Below are 16,686 nucleotides of genomic sequence, written 5' to 3'. Positions count from 1 at the left end.
GACAAAAGATGAATAAAAATATAAAAATCAAACAATTTCTAAACATTGGTAAATTCTTTAATCCAGTCATTATATCTTGCTGCTCTTGGAATAATGCATATTCCTGAAGAGTCAATATGACAGCGAAAACGATCTTTTTCAGGTGAAAAACCTATCTGTTCTCCTTCATAAACCACATTTTTTTTATCCACTATTACCCTGTAAAGTTTACTATTTCTTTTTACAATAACATCATCCATAATGAGAGAATCTCTTACCTCTGCTCCTTTTTCTATTATGCAACCACTTCTTATGAAAGAGTTTTCTATTTTACCTCCATAGATTAATGCTCCATCAGCAATAACACTGTTTTTTATTTCTCCATCAAGAATTTTTACAGGTGGTCCTTCATATCTTGCAGGATAGATAGGCCACATTTTATTGTAAATTTCAAAAACCGGAGTTTCTCCAAGCATATCCATATGGGCATCAAAATATGTTTTTATTGTTCCCACATCTCTCCAGTAACCAGGTTCTTCATAGGATTTTATACCAGGGACTTCATTCTTAGCAAAATCATAGGCATAAACCCTTGAGCCTCTTTCAACAAGATCAGGTATAACATGAGCACCAAAATCATGCTGTTTTTTCTTTTCAGCACGGATTAAAGCATCAATTAAAATATCAGTATTAAAAATATAATTTCCCATTGAAACATAAGCCATGTCAGGATTGTCAGGCATTGGTTGAGGTTGTTTTGGTTTTTCCTGAAATCCTGTAATTCTCTGCTGTGAATCTGTAACAATTACTCCGAATGCTGAAGCTTGTTTTAATGAAACAGGTCTTGCAGCTACAGTAACCTGAGCATTGTTTTCCATATGAAATCTTATCATCTGTCTTATATCCATTCTGTAAATGTGGTCAGCACCGAAAATCAGAACAATATCTGGCTTATGTTCTTTTATTAATCCTATGTTCTGAAAAACTGCATCAGCAGTTCCCTGAAACCATTCAGGTCCCATTCGCATCTGAGGCGGAACAACAGTAACAAAGTGATCTCGTCCAACAGAAGAAAAAAACCAGTTCTGCCTGATGTGTTCTATAAGTGATTGAGATTTATACTGAACAAGAAGATAGATTGAATAAATCTGAGAATTGACAAGATTGCTTAAAACAAAATCAACAATTCTATATCTTGCACCAAAGGGAACAGAAGGTTTTGATCTAAACGAAGTTAAAGGAAAAAGTCTTTCACCCTTTCCTCCTGCAAGAACTATTGCTAAGACCTTTGCCATAACTCCTCCCTATTTCTCTATTAACATTGTCCAGAAGTCTGTTTTTTTCCATTTTTTTATAAAGCTTTCAAAATCTATTCTTTTGTGTTGCTCTGTGCCTGAATTTACTATAACACCATGATTATCAAATCCAACAACTACCATGTAATGATACTTTTTATAAAACCAGAAACCCTCATCAGTCATCACTATTAAAGGTTTATGAGCCTTTATTTTTTCTTTTATATCTTCAATGCTTCCACTGTACTGGATGGCTTTAAATCCTTTTTTTTCTGCAAACATGAGCATGTCAAAATCTGCTGTTCCGCGAGCAGTTTTGCTGTAAATATCTTTTGCTATTTCTTCTGGAGTAATTCTCAAACCCAAGAAATTTAAAACCATGGCTAAGGATGCAGGACCGCATTGAAAATCCTCTGAAGGGAAAAAAACAACAGAGTTTATTATATACTCCTGAGCATAAGCAGTAGAGATTAAGACAACTAAAATAACCAATAAAAGTATGCTTTTATTCCTTTTCACATTTTACCTCTCACTTTTTAATATCATAACTCTTTCAATTCCTGCAAGGTCTTTCACCACATCAATTACTTCAAAACCTTTCATAATTGCTTCAGTATGAACTGCATCTGACTGACCTGCTCCAATTTCCAGAAAAATTAATCCATTATTTAAAAGATATTTCATTGCCTCTTTTATAATCTCTCTGTAAAACCTGAGTCCATCTTCTCCTCCATCCAGTGCTTCAAAGGGTTCATAATTTTTAATCTCTGGCTGCAATTTAGAGATGTCCTCTGTCTTCACATAAGGAGGATTTGCAGTAATACAGGAAAATATTTTTCCCCTGAAGGGTTCAAATAAATTACCCACAAGAAAATCAGCATTTTTTATATTATTTAATGCTTTGTTTACAATGGCATATCTTATTGCTTTTTCTGAAATATCAATACCAAAAACATGAAATTCAGGAATATTCTTGGCTATAGACAAGGCAATACATCCTGAACCTGTGCATAAATCAACTATTTTGTGTCCTGTATCTGCAATTAGGTTTTTTCTTTTTATAACTTCTTCAACAAGGATTTCCGTTTCTGGTCTTGGGATTAGCACGCCAGAACCCACTTTTATTTTGATATTATAAAAAAAGCATTCTCCAAGAATATACTGAAGAGGTTCTTTTTTGAGCCTTCTTTCAGCAAGACAGTCAATGAGTTGATCTTTATCAGGAGCTATTTCTGGATTTTCAGTGTAAAGTTGAGTTTTTCCAATTTTTAAAACATGGCAGACAATTTCCTGTGCTTCTTTAATATTAATAGAAAATTTATCGGTAAGATTTCTTATTTTTTCAAGGGCTTTCACATTTCTTTTAGTTTTTCAGCCTGACAGTGGGCAATCAGGGCATCAATTATCTCATCAATCTCTCCATTTAAAATCTGCTCAAGTTTATAAAGAGTGAGTCCTATTCTATGGTCTGTAACTCTGTTCTGCGGGAAATTATAAGTTCTTATTCTCTCGCTTCTTTCACCTGTTCCAACCTGTCCTTTTCTTTCAGCTGCCCTTTCAGCTTCCTTTTTCTGCCTTTCCATCTCAAGTAAACGAGCTCTCAGAACCTTCATGGCTTTTTCTCTGTTTTTAATCTGTGATCTTTCGTCCTGACATTGAACAACTATTCCTGTTGGAATATGAACAATTCTTACTGCTGAATAAGCTGTATTTACAGACTGTCCTCCAGGACCTGAAGAGCAAAAAGTATCTATTCTTAAGTCCTTTTCATCAATTTTTATATCAACTTCTTCTGCTTCAGGAAGCACAGCTACCGTTGCAGTAGATGTATGAATTCTTCCTGAGGCTTCTGTTACAGGAATTCTTTGAACTCTATGCACTCCGCTTTCGTATTTTAGTTTACTAAAAGCTCCTTTGCCAGATATAGAAGCAATTATTTCTTTGAATCCTCCTAATCCTGTAGGATGGCTGTCAATAATCTCTACTTTCCATCCCTTTGATTCAGCATACTTTACATACATTCTGAAAAGGTCTGCTGCAAAAAGTGCTGCTTCTTCACCACCTGTGCCTGCCCTGATTTCAAGAATTACATTTTTTTCATCTCTTGGATCTTTTGGTAAAAGCAGGATTTTGAGTTCCTGTTCAATCTGAGGCTTTATTTTTTTAAGTTTCTGTAATTCTTCTTCAGCAAGTTCTTTTAAATCAGACTCCCCACCTTTAATTATCTCCTCAGCTTCCTGTATTTGTGTAATAATTTTTTTGTATTCTCTGAATTTTGTAACAATAGGCTCAAGCTCTGCCTGTTCTTTGGAATATTTCATATATTCATCTTTATTTGAAAGCACTTTTGGATCTGAAAGTGCATGCGTTATTCTCTCATATTTATTCTCCACTTCCATTAATTTTTCAAGCATTTAGTCTCACCTCCTTGTCGGAAAGATTTAGCACTGCCTTTAATGATTCACAGGCAACTTCTATCTGTGCAATATCTGGCTCACGGGTTGTTATTTTTTGAAAAATCAAGCCAGGAAATGTAATAATCCTAATGACTATATTATTACGCCATCTGGCAGAAATTTTTAATATCTCATAAGACAGACCTGCTATTAATGGAAGAAGTATCACTCTTGATATAGCCTTTAAAATAAAATTCCATGAAGAGGGAATCATGGAAAATACAAGGATGCTTATTACAAGCACGATAAAAATAAAGCTTGTTCCACATCTTACATGCAGTCTTGAATAGTTTTTAATATTTTCAGGAATCAGAGCCTCACCAGCTTCAAAGGCATTTATTGTTTTGTGTTCAGCTCCGTGATAGGCAAAAATTCTTTTCATCATGGAGAACTTGCTTACTGCAAGCACATAAAATATGAAAATAAAGACTCTTAAAATACCATCAATAAGATTAAAAACAAATGAATTTGTTGATATCATCTCAATAAAATAGGCAGACAATTTTGTTAGATATAGTGGTAAAAGGATAAAAAGAAATACTCCAATAACAGAGGCAATAAGTAGTGATAAAGTGAGACTCCATGGAGTTGATTTTTCTTCTTTAAACACTATCCTGCTGCTAAAATCTATTGCCTTCATACCAAGCCATAGAGTTTCAAGAAGAATAAAAAAACCTCTTATTATGAGTATTTTTGAAAAGATGCTCTGTTTTTTAAAGCTTTCTGATTTCAGAACAATTTCTCCCTGAGGGTTTCTTACAGCTACTGCCCATCCATTTTTAGATTTCATCATCACACCCTCAATTACAGCCTGTCCACCAATGGTAATATCTTTCATCTCTGAATTTCTCCTTTATTACAAATAAAAAGGGGTTAGAAAAATTAAAATTCAGTTCTAACCCCTTAAAGAACTTTTTGAATCTACTTTTTACTGTATTTTTTCATGAACTTCTCTACTCTGCCCTCTGTGTCTACAATTTTCTGTTTTCCTGTATAAAAAGGATGACATTTTGAGCAAATATCCACTTTAATTAAAGGCTTTGTTGAACGAGTAATAAAAGTTTCACCACAGGCACATATTACCTTTGCTTCTTTGTATTCAGGATGAATTTTCTCCTTCATTTTTCCCTCCGTAAAAGTTTAATATTTAATTTTATCTTGAAAAATATTTTTTTATCAAGCAATTGCTTTCTTAATCTCCTCTATTAAAGCATTGACAAGTTCGGATTCCTTTACAGTTTTTATAATTTTTCCTTTTGCAAAAACTATTCCCTGAGTTCGTCCACCTGCAATTCCAAAGTCTGCTTCTTTTGCCTCTCCAGGACCATTCACTGCGCATCCCATTACAGCTATTTTTATGGGTTCTTTTACGTTCTTAAGTGCTCTTTTTACCTGCATTACCATCTTCTTAATATTCACTTCACATCTTCCACAAGTAGGGCAGCTAATTATCTCAACTCCAACATTTCTTAATCCTACTACTCTCAATATTTCATAGGCTACATCAACTTCAACAACTGAAGAATCTGTGAGAGAAACTCTTATTGTGTCTCCAATTCCTTCAAGAAGAAGAAGCCCCAATCCAATAGAGCTCTTTACAACACCTTCTGGTATGGGTCCTGTTTCTGTAATTCCTACATGGAGTGGATAATCATATTTACTGCTAAAAGCTCGGTAGGCTTCAACTGTTTTCATAACATCAGATGCTTTAAGGGAAACTTTAATATCATGGAAATCAAGTTCTTCAAGAATCTCTATATGCCTTTCCGCTGCCTCAACCATTGCTTGAGGGGTGGGACCATTATGTTTTTCAACCAAATCTTTTGGCAAAGATCCAGCATTAACTCCTATTCTTATTGGTATCTTTCTGTCCTTTGCAGCGATGACAACTTCTTTAACCTTCCATTTTGCTCCGATGTTTCCTGGATTTATTCTTAATCCATCAACTCCCTGAGCAATTGCTTCAACTGCAAGTTTATAATTAAAATGTATGTCTGCAATCAATGGAATTTTTATTCTCTTTTTTATTTCTCCTAAGGCTTTTGCAGCGGTTTCATCAGGAACTGCAACTCTTACTATTTCACAGCCTGCTTTTTCAAGCCTTCTTATCTCCTTTACTGTTGTCTGAATATTTCGGGTATCTGTTTTTGTCATAGACTGAACCCTGACAGGAGCACCATCTCCGATTGAGACATTTCCTACATAAATTCTTCTTGTTTTCTTTCTTTCAATCAACTCTGTTTCCTCTTATTTGATTTATTGCTGAAATATGTGTTTTGTAATCAGAGGAAAATTCATGAGTTCCATCTCCACGAGAAACAAAATAAAGATAGGAAGCCTTGGCCGGATTCAGAGCAGCTAAAATTGATTTCAATCCCGGTGAAGCAATTGGTCCTGGAGGAAGTCCTTTTATTAAATAGGTATTGTAGGGAGATCGATTTTTAAGATCCTTTTTTGTTACTCCATCTTTATATCTTTTAATTCCATAAATTGCTGTTGGATCAGCCTGAAGAGGCATTCCAAGTTTCAATCTATTGTGATAAACTGCTGAAATTAAAGGCTTTTCTTCATCAACCTTTGCTTCTTTTTCAATTATTGATGCAAGGGTAATCACTTCATTTACAGTCCAGCCAATTTTTTTCGTTTTTTCCATTAATTTTGAGTCATAAACATCCCAGAATCTCTTTACCATAACTCTCACAATCTCTTCAAGTTCCAGTCCTTTCGGAATGTTGTAAGTATCGGGGAAAAGATATCCTTCCAGTGAAGGCGCATTAATTTTTAAAGAACTAAGAAATGTTTTGTCATATGCCAGTTGAAATAGTTGATTTTTAAAATCCGGATTAATTTTTGAAAGCTTGTCAGCAATCTCGTATAGACTATCACCTTCAACAACTGTAATAGTATATTCTGTGATTTTTCCCTGAAGAAGCTTTTTAATAACATCAAGAAGAGTCTCTTCTTTAGTGAACAAATAATATCCAGCTCTTGCTTTTTTCTCAATTCCGTAAATTCTTCCCATAATAATAAAAATCGTTTCATTTCTAATGATGCCTTTTTCCTTAAAAATTCTGGCTATTGACGAAAAACTCGTGCCCTTAGGAATATAAACTTCTGTATCCTCGGAGATGTTTATTGGTTTTGTAAGTTCTATTGTTATGTAAATCGTAAAAAACAAAAAATAGCCAGCAAAAACAACTGCCACAGCTTTCCAGAGTTTCATTATTTAATGTTAGCAGATGAAAACAATAAATGGCAAACTAAGATTGGGAAGATAATTTTCACTGAAGGAAAAGGGAAGCTTTCAAAACCATAGCTATTCAAAGTAATGAAAAGATCTCACTTGACAAACTCAGGTCAGATAGAAAAGAATTAGACAAAAACAAATTAAATAAGGAGGACCAAGATGTTTAAAGGTTCAATGGTTGCAATCGTAACACCTTTTAAGAATGGTAAAGTGGATGAGGAGGCACTTGAAAAGCTTATAGAATGGCATATAAAGGAAGGTACTCATGCTATTGTTCCATGCGGTACAACTGGTGAAGCATCAACTCTTGATTATGAAGAGCATTACAGAGTTATTGAAATTACTGTAAAAGTTGTAAACAAACGAATTCCTGTTATTGCAGGAACAGGTTCAAACTCAACAGAAGAGGCAATAATGATTGCTCGTAAAGCAGAAAAACTCGGTGCAGACGGCTCTCTTTCTGTAACTCCTTATTATAATAAACCTACTCAGGAAGGACTTTACAGACATTTTAAAGAAATCGCAGACAAAACAGGACTGCCAATGATTCTTTACAATGTTCCTGGAAGAACTTCAGTGAATATGTTGCCGCAAACAGTGGCTCGGCTTGCTGAGCATCCGAGAATTGTTGGAATTAAAGAGGCTACAGGAGATATGAAGCAGGTAAGCGAACTTATAAGACTCTGCGGACCAGAGTTTGCTGTTATTTCAGGAGATGATTTTACAAATCTTCCTCTTTTGTCGCTTGGTGGAAAAGGCTTTATTTCGGTAACGGCAAACATCTGTCCAAAAGACATGGCAGAGCTATTTAATTCATGGGAAAGAGGAGACATTAACCGTGCAAGACAACTTCATTACAAGCTTGAGCCTCTTAATAAAGCAATGTTTATTGAAACGAATCCAATCCCTGTTAAAACTGCTCTTGCAATGATGGGTAAAATAAAAGAGGAATTCAGACTTCCTCTATGTGAGATGTCTGAAACGAATAAACAAAAACTTGCGGAGGTTTTGCGTAGCGCAGGTCTTATTAAATGATTGAAGAGCTAAGAATTAAAAACTTTGCAATTATTGACAGTCTTTCAATTCCGCTGGCAGAGGGGTTTAATGTTCTTACAGGTGAAACAGGAGCAGGAAAATCAATAATTGTTGATGCTATAGGAGTTTTACTTAAGGAAAGAGTATCAGCCTCTGATTTTGTAAAACACGGTAAAAATGAGGCTGTCATAGAAGTAGCACTCAGTGATGTAAAGCTTTCAGACTCAGATAATGAGCTAATAATTCTTAAAAGGGTTCTTCCAGTTCAGGGAAAGGTAAAGTCATACATAAATGATTCACTTTACACATCTCAGGAGTTCGTAAAAATCGCCTCTCAGTTTATAAACATTCATGGTCAACATGAGCATACCTATCTTTTAAGAAAGGAAAATCATATTGAGTTTCTTGATACAATTGCAGGATTAAATGAAGAAGTAAATGGCTTTGCTGAAATTTATGAAAAAGTTCTGACAGTAAGAAAAAAAATGGAGTTACTTCAGCAGGAACTTATAACAAAAAGGCAGAAAAAGGAGCTTATGGAGTTTCAACTGAGAGAGATTGAATCTGCTCAACTTAAAGAAGGAGAGGAAGAGGAACTGAATGAACAAAGAAAGATACTTAAAAATGTTTTAAAGCTTAAAGAGCTTGCTGAAAATGCTTTCAGTCTTCTTTATGATGGAAAAAACTCAGTTCATGAAAATCTGTCTCAAACAGTTGTAGCTCTTAAGGAGCTTGTCCGCTTTGACTCAAAAACAGAGGAGATAAAAAATCTTGTTGAATCAGGTCTTGCCCAGATTGATGAAGCTATTTACTCCTTAAGAAAACTGAAGGAAAGCTATGAACCAGATCCATTTACTCTTGAAAAGATAGAGGAAAGGCTTACGCTAATAAACAGACTCAAATCAAAATATGGAAGCTCAATAAAAGAAATTCTTGAATACGCAAAAAACATTGAGAAACAACTTAGTATTCTCAGTATTTCAGAGGAAGAAGTTAAAAGACTTGAGGAAGAGCTTAACACTGCTCAGGTTGAGATGCACAAAAGAGCAGAGGAGCTTTCACAAAAAAGAAAACTGCTGGCAAAAAGAATTGAAGCTCAAATTAATGAAGAGCTTAAAGGAGTTGGATTCAGTAATCCTCAATTTGAAATAAAAATCAGGGAAAAAGAGATTTCATCAAAAGGTAAAGATGATGTGGAGTTTTATTTTTCAGCAAATCCAGGAGAGCCTCCAAAACCTTTAAACAAAGTTGCTTCTGGAGGAGAGCTATCCCGTTTAATGCTTGCTCTAAAGTGTGTTGAGCTTAAGGAGGCAAAAAAGGATATAAAATCCTGTGCCTTGATATTTGATGAAATTGATGCAGGGATTGGAGGAAGTGTGGCAGAAAATGTTGGCAGAAGACTTCGTGAGCTTGCAAGGCATCATCAGGTGCTCTGCGTAACTCATCTTCCCCAGATTGCAGCAAAGGCTCAGCATCATTTGAAGGTAGAAAAAATTATATGGGATGAAAAGACAGTTGTAAAGGTTGAATTGCTAAATAAAGCAAAGAGAAAAGAAGAAATTGCCCGTATGCTGAGCGGACGGATCACAGAAAGCTCCCTTTTTCATGCTGAAGAACTCCTTCAGGATTTTTAAATCATCCCTTAACCACAATGTTGACAAGCTTACCTTTGACAGGTATTACTTTAAGGATTTCTTTACCGTTTATCCATTGCTTTACCTTTTCGTCATCAAGGGCAATTTTTACCGCTTCTTCATCACTCAATCCCTGTGGAATCATTATCTTTGAACGAACTTTTCCATTTATCTGAACAACAAGCTCTATCATCTGCTCTTTTGCAAGCTCTTCATCATAACAAGGCCATGGTTCATTGAGAATAAAGTCTTTTTCACCTATTTCATGCCAGAGTTCCTCAGCAATGTGAGGTGCAAAGGGACTTAGAAGAAGGAGGAAGTTTTTAAGTGCAAACTTGAATATTTTGCGTTCTTCATCGGTTTTTGGTTCATAGCTGTAAACCTCATTAACAAACTCCATGAGCCTTGCAATGGCTGTGTTAAACTGGTATTCCTTTTCTATGTCAAGGGTAACTTTTTTTATTGTGCGGTGAATAAGGCTTAGGAGGCTATAGGCTTTAGGCTGAAGGCTTAAGGGATCAATGGTTTCAGTGTCATGCTCATCTTTCAGCCAGCCGTGATGTTTATAAAAAAGGGCATAAACTCTTTTTAAAAATCTATGAGCACCTTCAACGCCCTGAGAAGACCATTCAAGGTCTTTTTCAGGTGGTGCTGCAAAGAGTGTGAAGACCCTTACTGTGTCTGTTCCATAAGTTTCAATCATCTCATCAGGATCAACGATGTTTTTCTTTGACTTGGACATTTTTTCCACCCTTCCAGTCTGAACAGGCTTTCCACAGTGAATGCATTTTCCATCCTTCACTTCCTTTGGAAAGAGCCAGTCATGCTCTGGACAGCGGTAGCTTTCCATGCAAACCATTCCCTGTGTAAGAAGCCTTTTAAATGGCTCATCAAAGCAAACAATTCCCAGGTCACGAAGCACCTTTGTAAAAAATCTTGCATAAAGAAGATGTAGCACTGCATGCTCAATTCCACCTATGTATTGATCTACTGGCATCCAGTATTTTATTTTCTCCCTGTGAAATGCCTCTTCATTATGAAGGGAGCAGTATCTTATAAAATACCATGAGGAATCCACAAAGGTATCCATTGTGTCTGTTTCTCTCCAAGCATCATCACCACATAGAGGACATTTTGTTCTGTAAAATTCATCAACATATTTAAGAGGGGACTCACCCTTGCCTGTTAAGCTTACATTTTCAGGAAGTATCACTGGTAAATCCTTTTCAGGCACTGGAACAATGCCGCAGTGGTCGCAATAGATTATGGGAATAGGTGTTCCCCAGTAGCGCTGTCTTGAGATTCCCCAATCACGAAGCCTGTAATTGACTGTTTTCTTGCCAATGCCTTTTTCCTCAATGTAGTCTGCAACTGCTTTCTTACCCTCTGATGATGGAACTCCTGAAAATGCTCCTGAATTAATCATAACTCCTTCTTCTTCGTATGCCTCTTTTAAAGGCTCAGGCAAATCTCTGTCAAAAGGCTTTATAACCACTTTTATGGGGATTCCATATCTTACGGCAAATTCAAAATCCCTCTGGTCATGGGCTGGAACACTCATTATTGCACCTGTTCCATATTCCATAAGAACAAAGTTGGCAATCCATATTGGAACTTTTTCGCTGTTAAGAGGATTTATTGCATATCTTCCAGTGAATACGCCTTCTTTAATCTCTGGTTCACGCTGAATTTTTCTTATTCTTTTTAAAGCCTCCTTGTCCTCACAGAGCTTTTCTGCAAGAGGATGGTCTGGTGAGATACACATGAAAGTTACTCCAAATATTGTATCAGGACGGGTTGTAAAGATTCTTAATGCTTCATTCATTCCCTCAATGGGAAAATCAACCTCAACGCCTTCACTTTTTCCAATCCAGTTACGCTGCATTGTGAGAACTTTTTCAGGCCAGCCTGTGAGTGTGTCACAGTCTTTGAGCAACTCTTCAGCATAGGCAGTAATCCTTAAAAACCACTGCTCAAGCTCTTTCTGCTCAACAGGAGAATCGCATCTCCAGCAGGCTCCATTAATTACCTGCTCATTGGCAAGAACTGTGGCACAGGAAGGACACCAGTTAACAAAGGATGATTTCCTGTATGCAAGCCCTTTTTCGTAAAGCTTCAAAAATATCCATTGATTCCATCTGTAGTATTCAGGAGTGCATGTGGTTACCTCACGCCTCCAGTCATAGCTTAAACCAAGCTTTATAAGCTGTGATTTCATGTAGTCTATGTTCTCATAGGTCCATTTTGCAGGATGCACTCCGTGTTTTATGGCAGCATTTTCCGCAGGAAGTCCAAAAGCATCCCAACCCATTGGATGAAGCACACTGAAACCTTTCATTTTCTTATATCTTGCAATAACATCGCCAATTGCATAGTTACGAACATGTCCCATGTGAATTTTTCCTGATGGATAGGGAAACATCTCAAGGCAGTAAAACTTCTTTTTTGAAGGCTCTTCATTTACTTCAAACACTCTGTTTTTAAGCCATTCATTCTGCCATTTTGTTTCTATGCTTTTAAAATCATAGTTTTGATTCATAATGCCTCCCGTTTTTGTTAATTATTTTCCTGCCATTGCAAGCCCCATAAGCTCGGGTGTGGCAATCTCTGTGTTTCTGAAAATTGTCAGTATTTGGACTCCATCGTCTTCATCTTAAAAATTTACTTCATTGAGGAGATTGTTTTTTCTACTTCTTCTCGGCTCTTTAGTCCTGCATCCCTTTGAATTAAGAGTATAACAATAGTTTTCAGTTCTCTCACATCGTTTTTCAATTCTTTTACTTCATCCCTTAAATCATCTATGCTTTTGTTTACATCTTCAAAGCGTTTGTTCTGGTAAAAAATTCCTATGACTATTGCAAAAAATATGGGTAATACTATTGCCAGTACCTGTGACCATTCCATTGTGTGCGCCTCCCTGTGAAATTATATGTAATTATAACATATATCTCCTTTGAATGCCCCTTTCATCTCAGATTCCTACAGACATTCAGTCTCTCAGAATGAAAAATTTTATTGAACAGTCTTTAAATTATTCTTAGAAAAAAGCCAGAAACTCAGACCGTTGCCATTCCTAAAATCATTATAAGTCCTAAAATTATTAATAAAAATCCAATTATGTAATTGAGGCATTTGAAAAGCTTCATAAACTTTTTCAGATATCTCATCGCTGTATCAATTAAGAGAGAAGAAATTAAAAATGGTATTGCTATTCCAAGGGAGTAAGCTCCGAGCATTTTTATACCAGTTAATATATTGCCACTTATGCTTGAATAAATTAAAATACTTCCAAGCACAGCTCCTATGCAGGGTGACCATCCTGCTGCAAAACCAACTCCGATAAGGAAAGCTCCAAGAGGTGTGCCAAATTTTTGTAATTTTATGTTAAGCCTGAATTCTCTCATCAATAAACCTGTTCTTATCAACCCAATAAGAAGCAAACCAAATAAAATTAAGAAAACTCCACCAATTATCCTCAGATAATCCTGATAATCAAAAAAAATGCTTCCAATAAGAGAACTTCCAGCACCAAGAGCAAGATATACAGTGGAAAAACCAGCAATAAATACGAGAGTGTGAAATAAAATACGAAGCTTAGATCCACCTTGAGAAAATTCAGTTACTGAAAGCCCTGAAAATAGTGAAATATATACTGGAAGTAAGGGCAAAATGCAGGGAGAAAAAAAGCTTAAAAATCCTCCTGCAAAAGCTGCAGTTAATGTTATCTCATTCATCTACTGCACTCAGAAGGATCTCCCTTGAGTTTGTCTATTCCATGGGGAAGTGCATCCATTATTATTTCCAGGGATTCTTTTACAGCCTTAGGGCTTCCGGGAAGATTTATTATTAAGGTTTTTCCTCTTATACCAGCAATTGCTCTTGATAAAATTGCGGTCTTTGTTTTTTTATATCCTTCCCATCTCATAGCCTCTGCAATTCCTGATACTTCCTTTTCAATAACTTCACGAGTTGCATCAGGAGTAACATCTCTTGGATGAAGCCCTGTTCCACCATTTGTGAAAACTAAATCTGCTGTGGATGAAGCTTCCAGAATTGCCTGTTTTATCTCTTCCTTTTCATCAGGAACTATTTTGTAAAAAACAACATCTGCCCAGGAAGAGACCATTTCTTCAATAACTTTTCCGCTTCTGTCTTCCCTTTCTCCCTTCGAACCTTTATCAGAAACAGTAATTATAGCAACTCTGTATTTCATAGCCTTAATATTTCATCTCCTACTTTAATTTTTCCTCCCTTTAAAACCTTTGCAAAAACTCCTTCTTTTGGCATAATGCAGTCACCAACAGCTTTAAAAATCTCACATTTACTATGACAGCTTTTACCATGCTGAGTAATCTCAAGGATACATTCTCCAATCTTTAGCTTTGTTCCAACAGGAAGGCTTAGCAAATCAATTCCCTGAGTTGTGATGTTTTCTGCAAAATCTCCATAGTTGAGATTTAAATCTTTTGCTCGCATTTTCTTAATGCTTTCAACAGATAGAAGACTAATCTGCCTGTATGAGTGCGAGCCTGCATGAGCATCTCCTTCAATTCCAAAGTTTTCAATAACCATTGCTTCTAAGGTAGCCTTTTTTGTTGTTCCTTTGTTTTTGCTTATGTTTATTGAAACCACCTTACCAATCATAATAGCATTATAAAACAAAATTAAGGAATAAGCAAAACAGGTTTCCATGAATTTTTTATCACACTTTCAGCAACACTTCCAATTATTACTGCCTCTGTATATGATCTTCCTTTAGAACCCATTACAATCAAATCTACATCTTTTGATTTTTTAAGAATCTCTTCTGCTGCACTGCCTGATACAACCTCATAATCCAGGGTTTTATCAATTTTTTGAATCTGCTGGCAAGCTTCTTCTTTCAGGTTGTCAATATATTTTTCTATCTCTGAAGGTTCTTCAATGATCCCTCTTATCTTTTGCTCTGGCACGACATGTAAAATTTTTAATTCACAATTCCATTTTTCTGCTATTTTTTGAGCAATTTTTAAAGCTCTTAGAGAATAGGAAGAAAAATCCAAAGGGCATAGAATTTTTTTTATTTTTATAGCTTCAGGACTGATTTCATTAAAATCCACTCCTTTCACAATCAAAACAGGCACTTTCAATCCTTTAAGAATTCTCTCAGAAGTGGAAGGTCTTGTAATGTGTGTTTTAAATCCCATTACTGCACAGGCTTTTTCATCTTTTATAACTTCTTTTATGCTTTCAATGAGCCTTCCAAAAACAACTTTAAAATCCACATTTAACCGGTATCTGCCAAGCTTTTCCCCAAGTGATTTCAGTTTTTCTTCAATCTTCTTTTTTTCTTTGCTAATATAAGGCATTAAATAAGCAGGTGGAGTAAGGGTATACTCCATGATATGAAAGAGACAGAGGTTTTCACAATCAAATGTGTCCTTAAGCCACACTGCATATGATAGCACACTCCAGGTAGCAGGTTTAAAATCTATAGCAACATAAATTTTTTCTGGATTCATTTTTTCACCGATTTTCCAAGTTTTTCTTCAACAGACTTAACCTTTGCCTCAATTCTTCCTCTGGCATCTTTTCTGTCATCAATTTTAATATCAATTACTACTCTTTCTACTTCTTCCATTAATGCATCTCTACATTTTTTTATAAGATCCATTATTTCATCCCAATCTCCCTCTATGATTGTTCCCATTGCATGAAGTTTATAGGGAATTCCACTGTCATCAACAATTTTGATTACCTTTGCCACATATTCACTTACACTTACGCCAGCTCCTAAGGGAACTATGCTGAATTGTGCAAGCATATTACCTCCTTTCAGTAAACATCTTCAGCAACTTTTACTGTAAGATCACCGAGCATATTTGTGTAACTACCAAGCTCATTGTCATACCAGCCATAGATAACTGCCTGAGTCACAGGAATCTGTAATTTGTCAGTAACTGGTGCACCAATGTTGCACATTTTTGATATATCCAGAGTAATCATTGCTGTTCTTGTGTGAGTTTCACTTCCTTCAATTATTGCGGCAGGACCAAAAAATCCAATTATATCAGTCGATACTTTCTGATCTTCTGTAAAAAGCAGATATCCTCTTTTTTCCCTTTCTTGAGCTTCCTTGTAAATTTTGTTTATAAGATCTCCATCAATTATATTGTTCTCTTCATCTCTAAAAGCCACAACAAGTATTATTAAAGAACCTGTTACAACAGGCACTCTTACAGATTGGGCAATAAATCCTATATTTTTCATTTCTGGTAAAACAAGTGCAAGAGTTTTTGCAGCTCCTGTGCTTGTAAGAATTATGTTGTTCATGGCAGAGCGAATTTTTCTAAAATCCTTTGCATCTGTTTTTGGAACTCTGTCAAGAACTTGTTGAGAAGCTGTTACTGCATGAACAGTTGCCATTGAAACACTGAGGATTCTTTCAGCTCCAAAATAATCAAGAAGAGGTTTCATCATATGAGCTAAACATGTGGTAGTGCACGATGCACCTGAAATAATAATGTGTTTTTTGCTGTCATACATTTCCTCATTAATCCCCATTATTATTGTAACAGAGTCTTCTGGAATCTCTTTAGCTTTATCCTTTATTTTAAAAGGTGCGCTAACCAGTACTTTGTAAGCTCCTGATTCAATATGTCCTCTTACTGAACCATCTTTAGCATCAGAAGGCAAAGTAGGATCAAGGAATTTTCCAGTTGTATCAACAACAAGCCTTACACCGTGTTTTTCCCATCCAATGTCTTTAGGATTTCTACTTTCTGTAAGAATTTTTACCGGGATTCCGTCAATAACAATTGTAGAATTTGCTTCATCAATTTTTTCTATAACTGATTTTGAACGATAACCGTAAAGATAATTATGAAGTCTGCCATAAGTGGAGTCGTGCTCAATATAAAAGGCAACATCTCTTAGAGATTGTCCAACTTTTCTGCCAAGATTAACAACAATCTGAGAAAACTGCTTTCTTCCCAAATGATGCCATAAAGTAAGCTTACCAATTCTTCCTAAACCATTAATTCCCAGAATCATTTTTAAAC

At 35.8% G+C, this 16,686-nt stretch carries 18 protein-coding genes; 2 read left to right on the top strand and 16 right to left on the bottom strand.

What is annotated here, in order from left to right:
• Positions 1 to 38 precede the first annotated feature (38 nt).
• The 8 genes from glgC to mltG all read right to left on the bottom strand — a co-directional run bounded on the left by glgC (position 39) and on the right by mltG (position 6,953).
• Positions 39 to 1,274, bottom strand: a complete 1,236-nt coding sequence (glgC, locus tag ACYQ3X_RS06520; RefSeq protein ID WP_460180999.1) for a glucose-1-phosphate adenylyltransferase — start codon at positions 1,272 to 1,274, stop codon at positions 39 to 41.
• 9 nt (positions 1,275 to 1,283) lie between these two features.
• Complete coding sequence (locus ACYQ3X_RS06515) at positions 1,284 to 1,793, bottom strand: C39 family peptidase (protein ID WP_460180998.1); 510 nt, start codon at positions 1,791 to 1,793, stop codon at positions 1,284 to 1,286.
• Positions 1,794 to 1,796: 3 nt separating this feature from the next.
• Entirely contained in the window at positions 1,797 to 2,630 is an 834-nt protein-coding gene (gene prmC, locus ACYQ3X_RS06510) for a peptide chain release factor N(5)-glutamine methyltransferase (RefSeq protein ID WP_460180997.1), read from the bottom strand.
• Positions 2,627 to 3,688, bottom strand: coding sequence for a peptide chain release factor 1 (gene prfA / locus ACYQ3X_RS06505; protein WP_460180996.1), 1,062 nt, complete (start codon positions 3,686 to 3,688; stop codon positions 2,627 to 2,629). The genes prmC and prfA overlap by 4 nt, the downstream gene beginning before the upstream one ends.
• Positions 3,681 to 4,568 carry a DUF1385 domain-containing protein gene (locus tag ACYQ3X_RS06500; RefSeq protein WP_460180995.1) on the bottom strand — a complete coding sequence of 296 codons (888 nt, stop codon included), beginning with the start codon at positions 4,566 to 4,568 and terminating at the stop codon, positions 3,681 to 3,683. Before ACYQ3X_RS06500 ends, prfA begins: the two co-directional genes overlap by 8 nt.
• An 83-nt stretch (positions 4,569 to 4,651) precedes the next feature.
• The gene (gene rpmE, locus ACYQ3X_RS06495; RefSeq protein ID WP_353686505.1) at positions 4,652 to 4,852 is read right to left on the bottom strand and encodes a 50S ribosomal protein L31; all 201 of its coding nucleotides are present in this window, start codon (positions 4,850 to 4,852) and stop codon (positions 4,652 to 4,654) included.
• A 54-nt stretch (positions 4,853 to 4,906) separates the two neighbouring features.
• Positions 4,907 to 5,965 carry a flavodoxin-dependent (E)-4-hydroxy-3-methylbut-2-enyl-diphosphate synthase gene (ispG, locus tag ACYQ3X_RS06490; RefSeq protein ID WP_460180994.1) on the bottom strand — a complete coding sequence of 353 codons (1,059 nt, stop codon included), beginning with the start codon at positions 5,963 to 5,965 and terminating at the stop codon, positions 4,907 to 4,909.
• Positions 5,958 to 6,953 carry an endolytic transglycosylase MltG gene (gene mltG / locus ACYQ3X_RS06485; protein ID WP_460180993.1) on the bottom strand — a complete coding sequence of 332 codons (996 nt, stop codon included), beginning with the start codon at positions 6,951 to 6,953 and terminating at the stop codon, positions 5,958 to 5,960. The genes ispG and mltG overlap by 8 nt, the downstream gene beginning before the upstream one ends.
• 183 nt (positions 6,954 to 7,136) lie before the next feature.
• Here mltG and dapA point away from each other — a divergent pair, with 183 nt between their 5' ends.
• Positions 7,137 to 8,012, top strand: a complete 876-nt coding sequence (gene dapA, locus ACYQ3X_RS06480; protein WP_460180992.1) for a 4-hydroxy-tetrahydrodipicolinate synthase — start codon at positions 7,137 to 7,139, stop codon at positions 8,010 to 8,012.
• A complete protein-coding gene (gene recN, locus ACYQ3X_RS06475) occupies positions 8,009 to 9,646 on the top strand; it encodes a DNA repair protein RecN (protein WP_460180991.1) in 1,638 nt (545 codons plus the stop codon). The genes dapA and recN overlap by 4 nt, the downstream gene beginning before the upstream one ends.
• A gap of 1 nt (position 9,647) precedes the next feature.
• Here recN and leuS read toward each other — a convergent pair whose 3' ends face one another.
• From leuS to ACYQ3X_RS06435, 8 genes are all read right to left on the bottom strand, one after another.
• Positions 9,648 to 12,185, bottom strand: coding sequence for a leucine--tRNA ligase (gene leuS, locus ACYQ3X_RS06470; RefSeq protein WP_460180990.1), 2,538 nt, complete (start codon positions 12,183 to 12,185; stop codon positions 9,648 to 9,650).
• 122 nt (positions 12,186 to 12,307) lie between these two features.
• Positions 12,308 to 12,550: a hypothetical protein gene (locus ACYQ3X_RS06465; RefSeq protein WP_460180989.1), complete on the bottom strand. Its 243-nt coding sequence runs from the start codon at positions 12,548 to 12,550 to the stop codon at positions 12,308 to 12,310.
• Between the two features lie 152 nt (positions 12,551 to 12,702).
• Complete coding sequence (locus tag ACYQ3X_RS06460) at positions 12,703 to 13,380, bottom strand: cytochrome c biogenesis CcdA family protein (RefSeq protein WP_460180988.1); 678 nt, start codon at positions 13,378 to 13,380, stop codon at positions 12,703 to 12,705.
• Positions 13,377 to 13,859, bottom strand: a complete 483-nt coding sequence (locus tag ACYQ3X_RS06455) for a MogA/MoaB family molybdenum cofactor biosynthesis protein (RefSeq protein WP_460180987.1) — start codon at positions 13,857 to 13,859, stop codon at positions 13,377 to 13,379. Before ACYQ3X_RS06455 ends, ACYQ3X_RS06460 begins: the two co-directional genes overlap by 4 nt.
• Positions 13,856 to 14,290, bottom strand: coding sequence for an MOSC domain-containing protein (locus tag ACYQ3X_RS06450; protein ID WP_460180986.1), 435 nt, complete (start codon positions 14,288 to 14,290; stop codon positions 13,856 to 13,858). Before ACYQ3X_RS06450 ends, ACYQ3X_RS06455 begins: the two co-directional genes overlap by 4 nt.
• Positions 14,291 to 14,310: 20 nt before the next feature.
• Positions 14,311 to 15,147, bottom strand: a complete 837-nt coding sequence (locus tag ACYQ3X_RS06445) for a universal stress protein (protein ID WP_460180985.1) — start codon at positions 15,145 to 15,147, stop codon at positions 14,311 to 14,313.
• Complete coding sequence (locus tag ACYQ3X_RS06440; RefSeq protein ID WP_460180984.1) at positions 15,144 to 15,449, bottom strand: MTH1187 family thiamine-binding protein; 306 nt, start codon at positions 15,447 to 15,449, stop codon at positions 15,144 to 15,146. The genes ACYQ3X_RS06445 and ACYQ3X_RS06440 overlap by 4 nt, the downstream gene beginning before the upstream one ends.
• 11 nt (positions 15,450 to 15,460) lie before the next feature.
• On the bottom strand, positions 15,461 to 16,678 hold the full coding sequence (locus tag ACYQ3X_RS06435) for a type I glyceraldehyde-3-phosphate dehydrogenase (RefSeq protein ID WP_460180983.1): 1,218 nt from the start codon (positions 16,676 to 16,678) through the stop codon (positions 15,461 to 15,463).
• Between the last annotated feature and the right edge of the window lie 8 nt (positions 16,679 to 16,686).

It is taken from the genome of Thermodesulfovibrio sp. TK110, from assembly GCF_054658355.1.
This window is presented reverse-complemented; position numbering and strand designations above follow the sequence as displayed.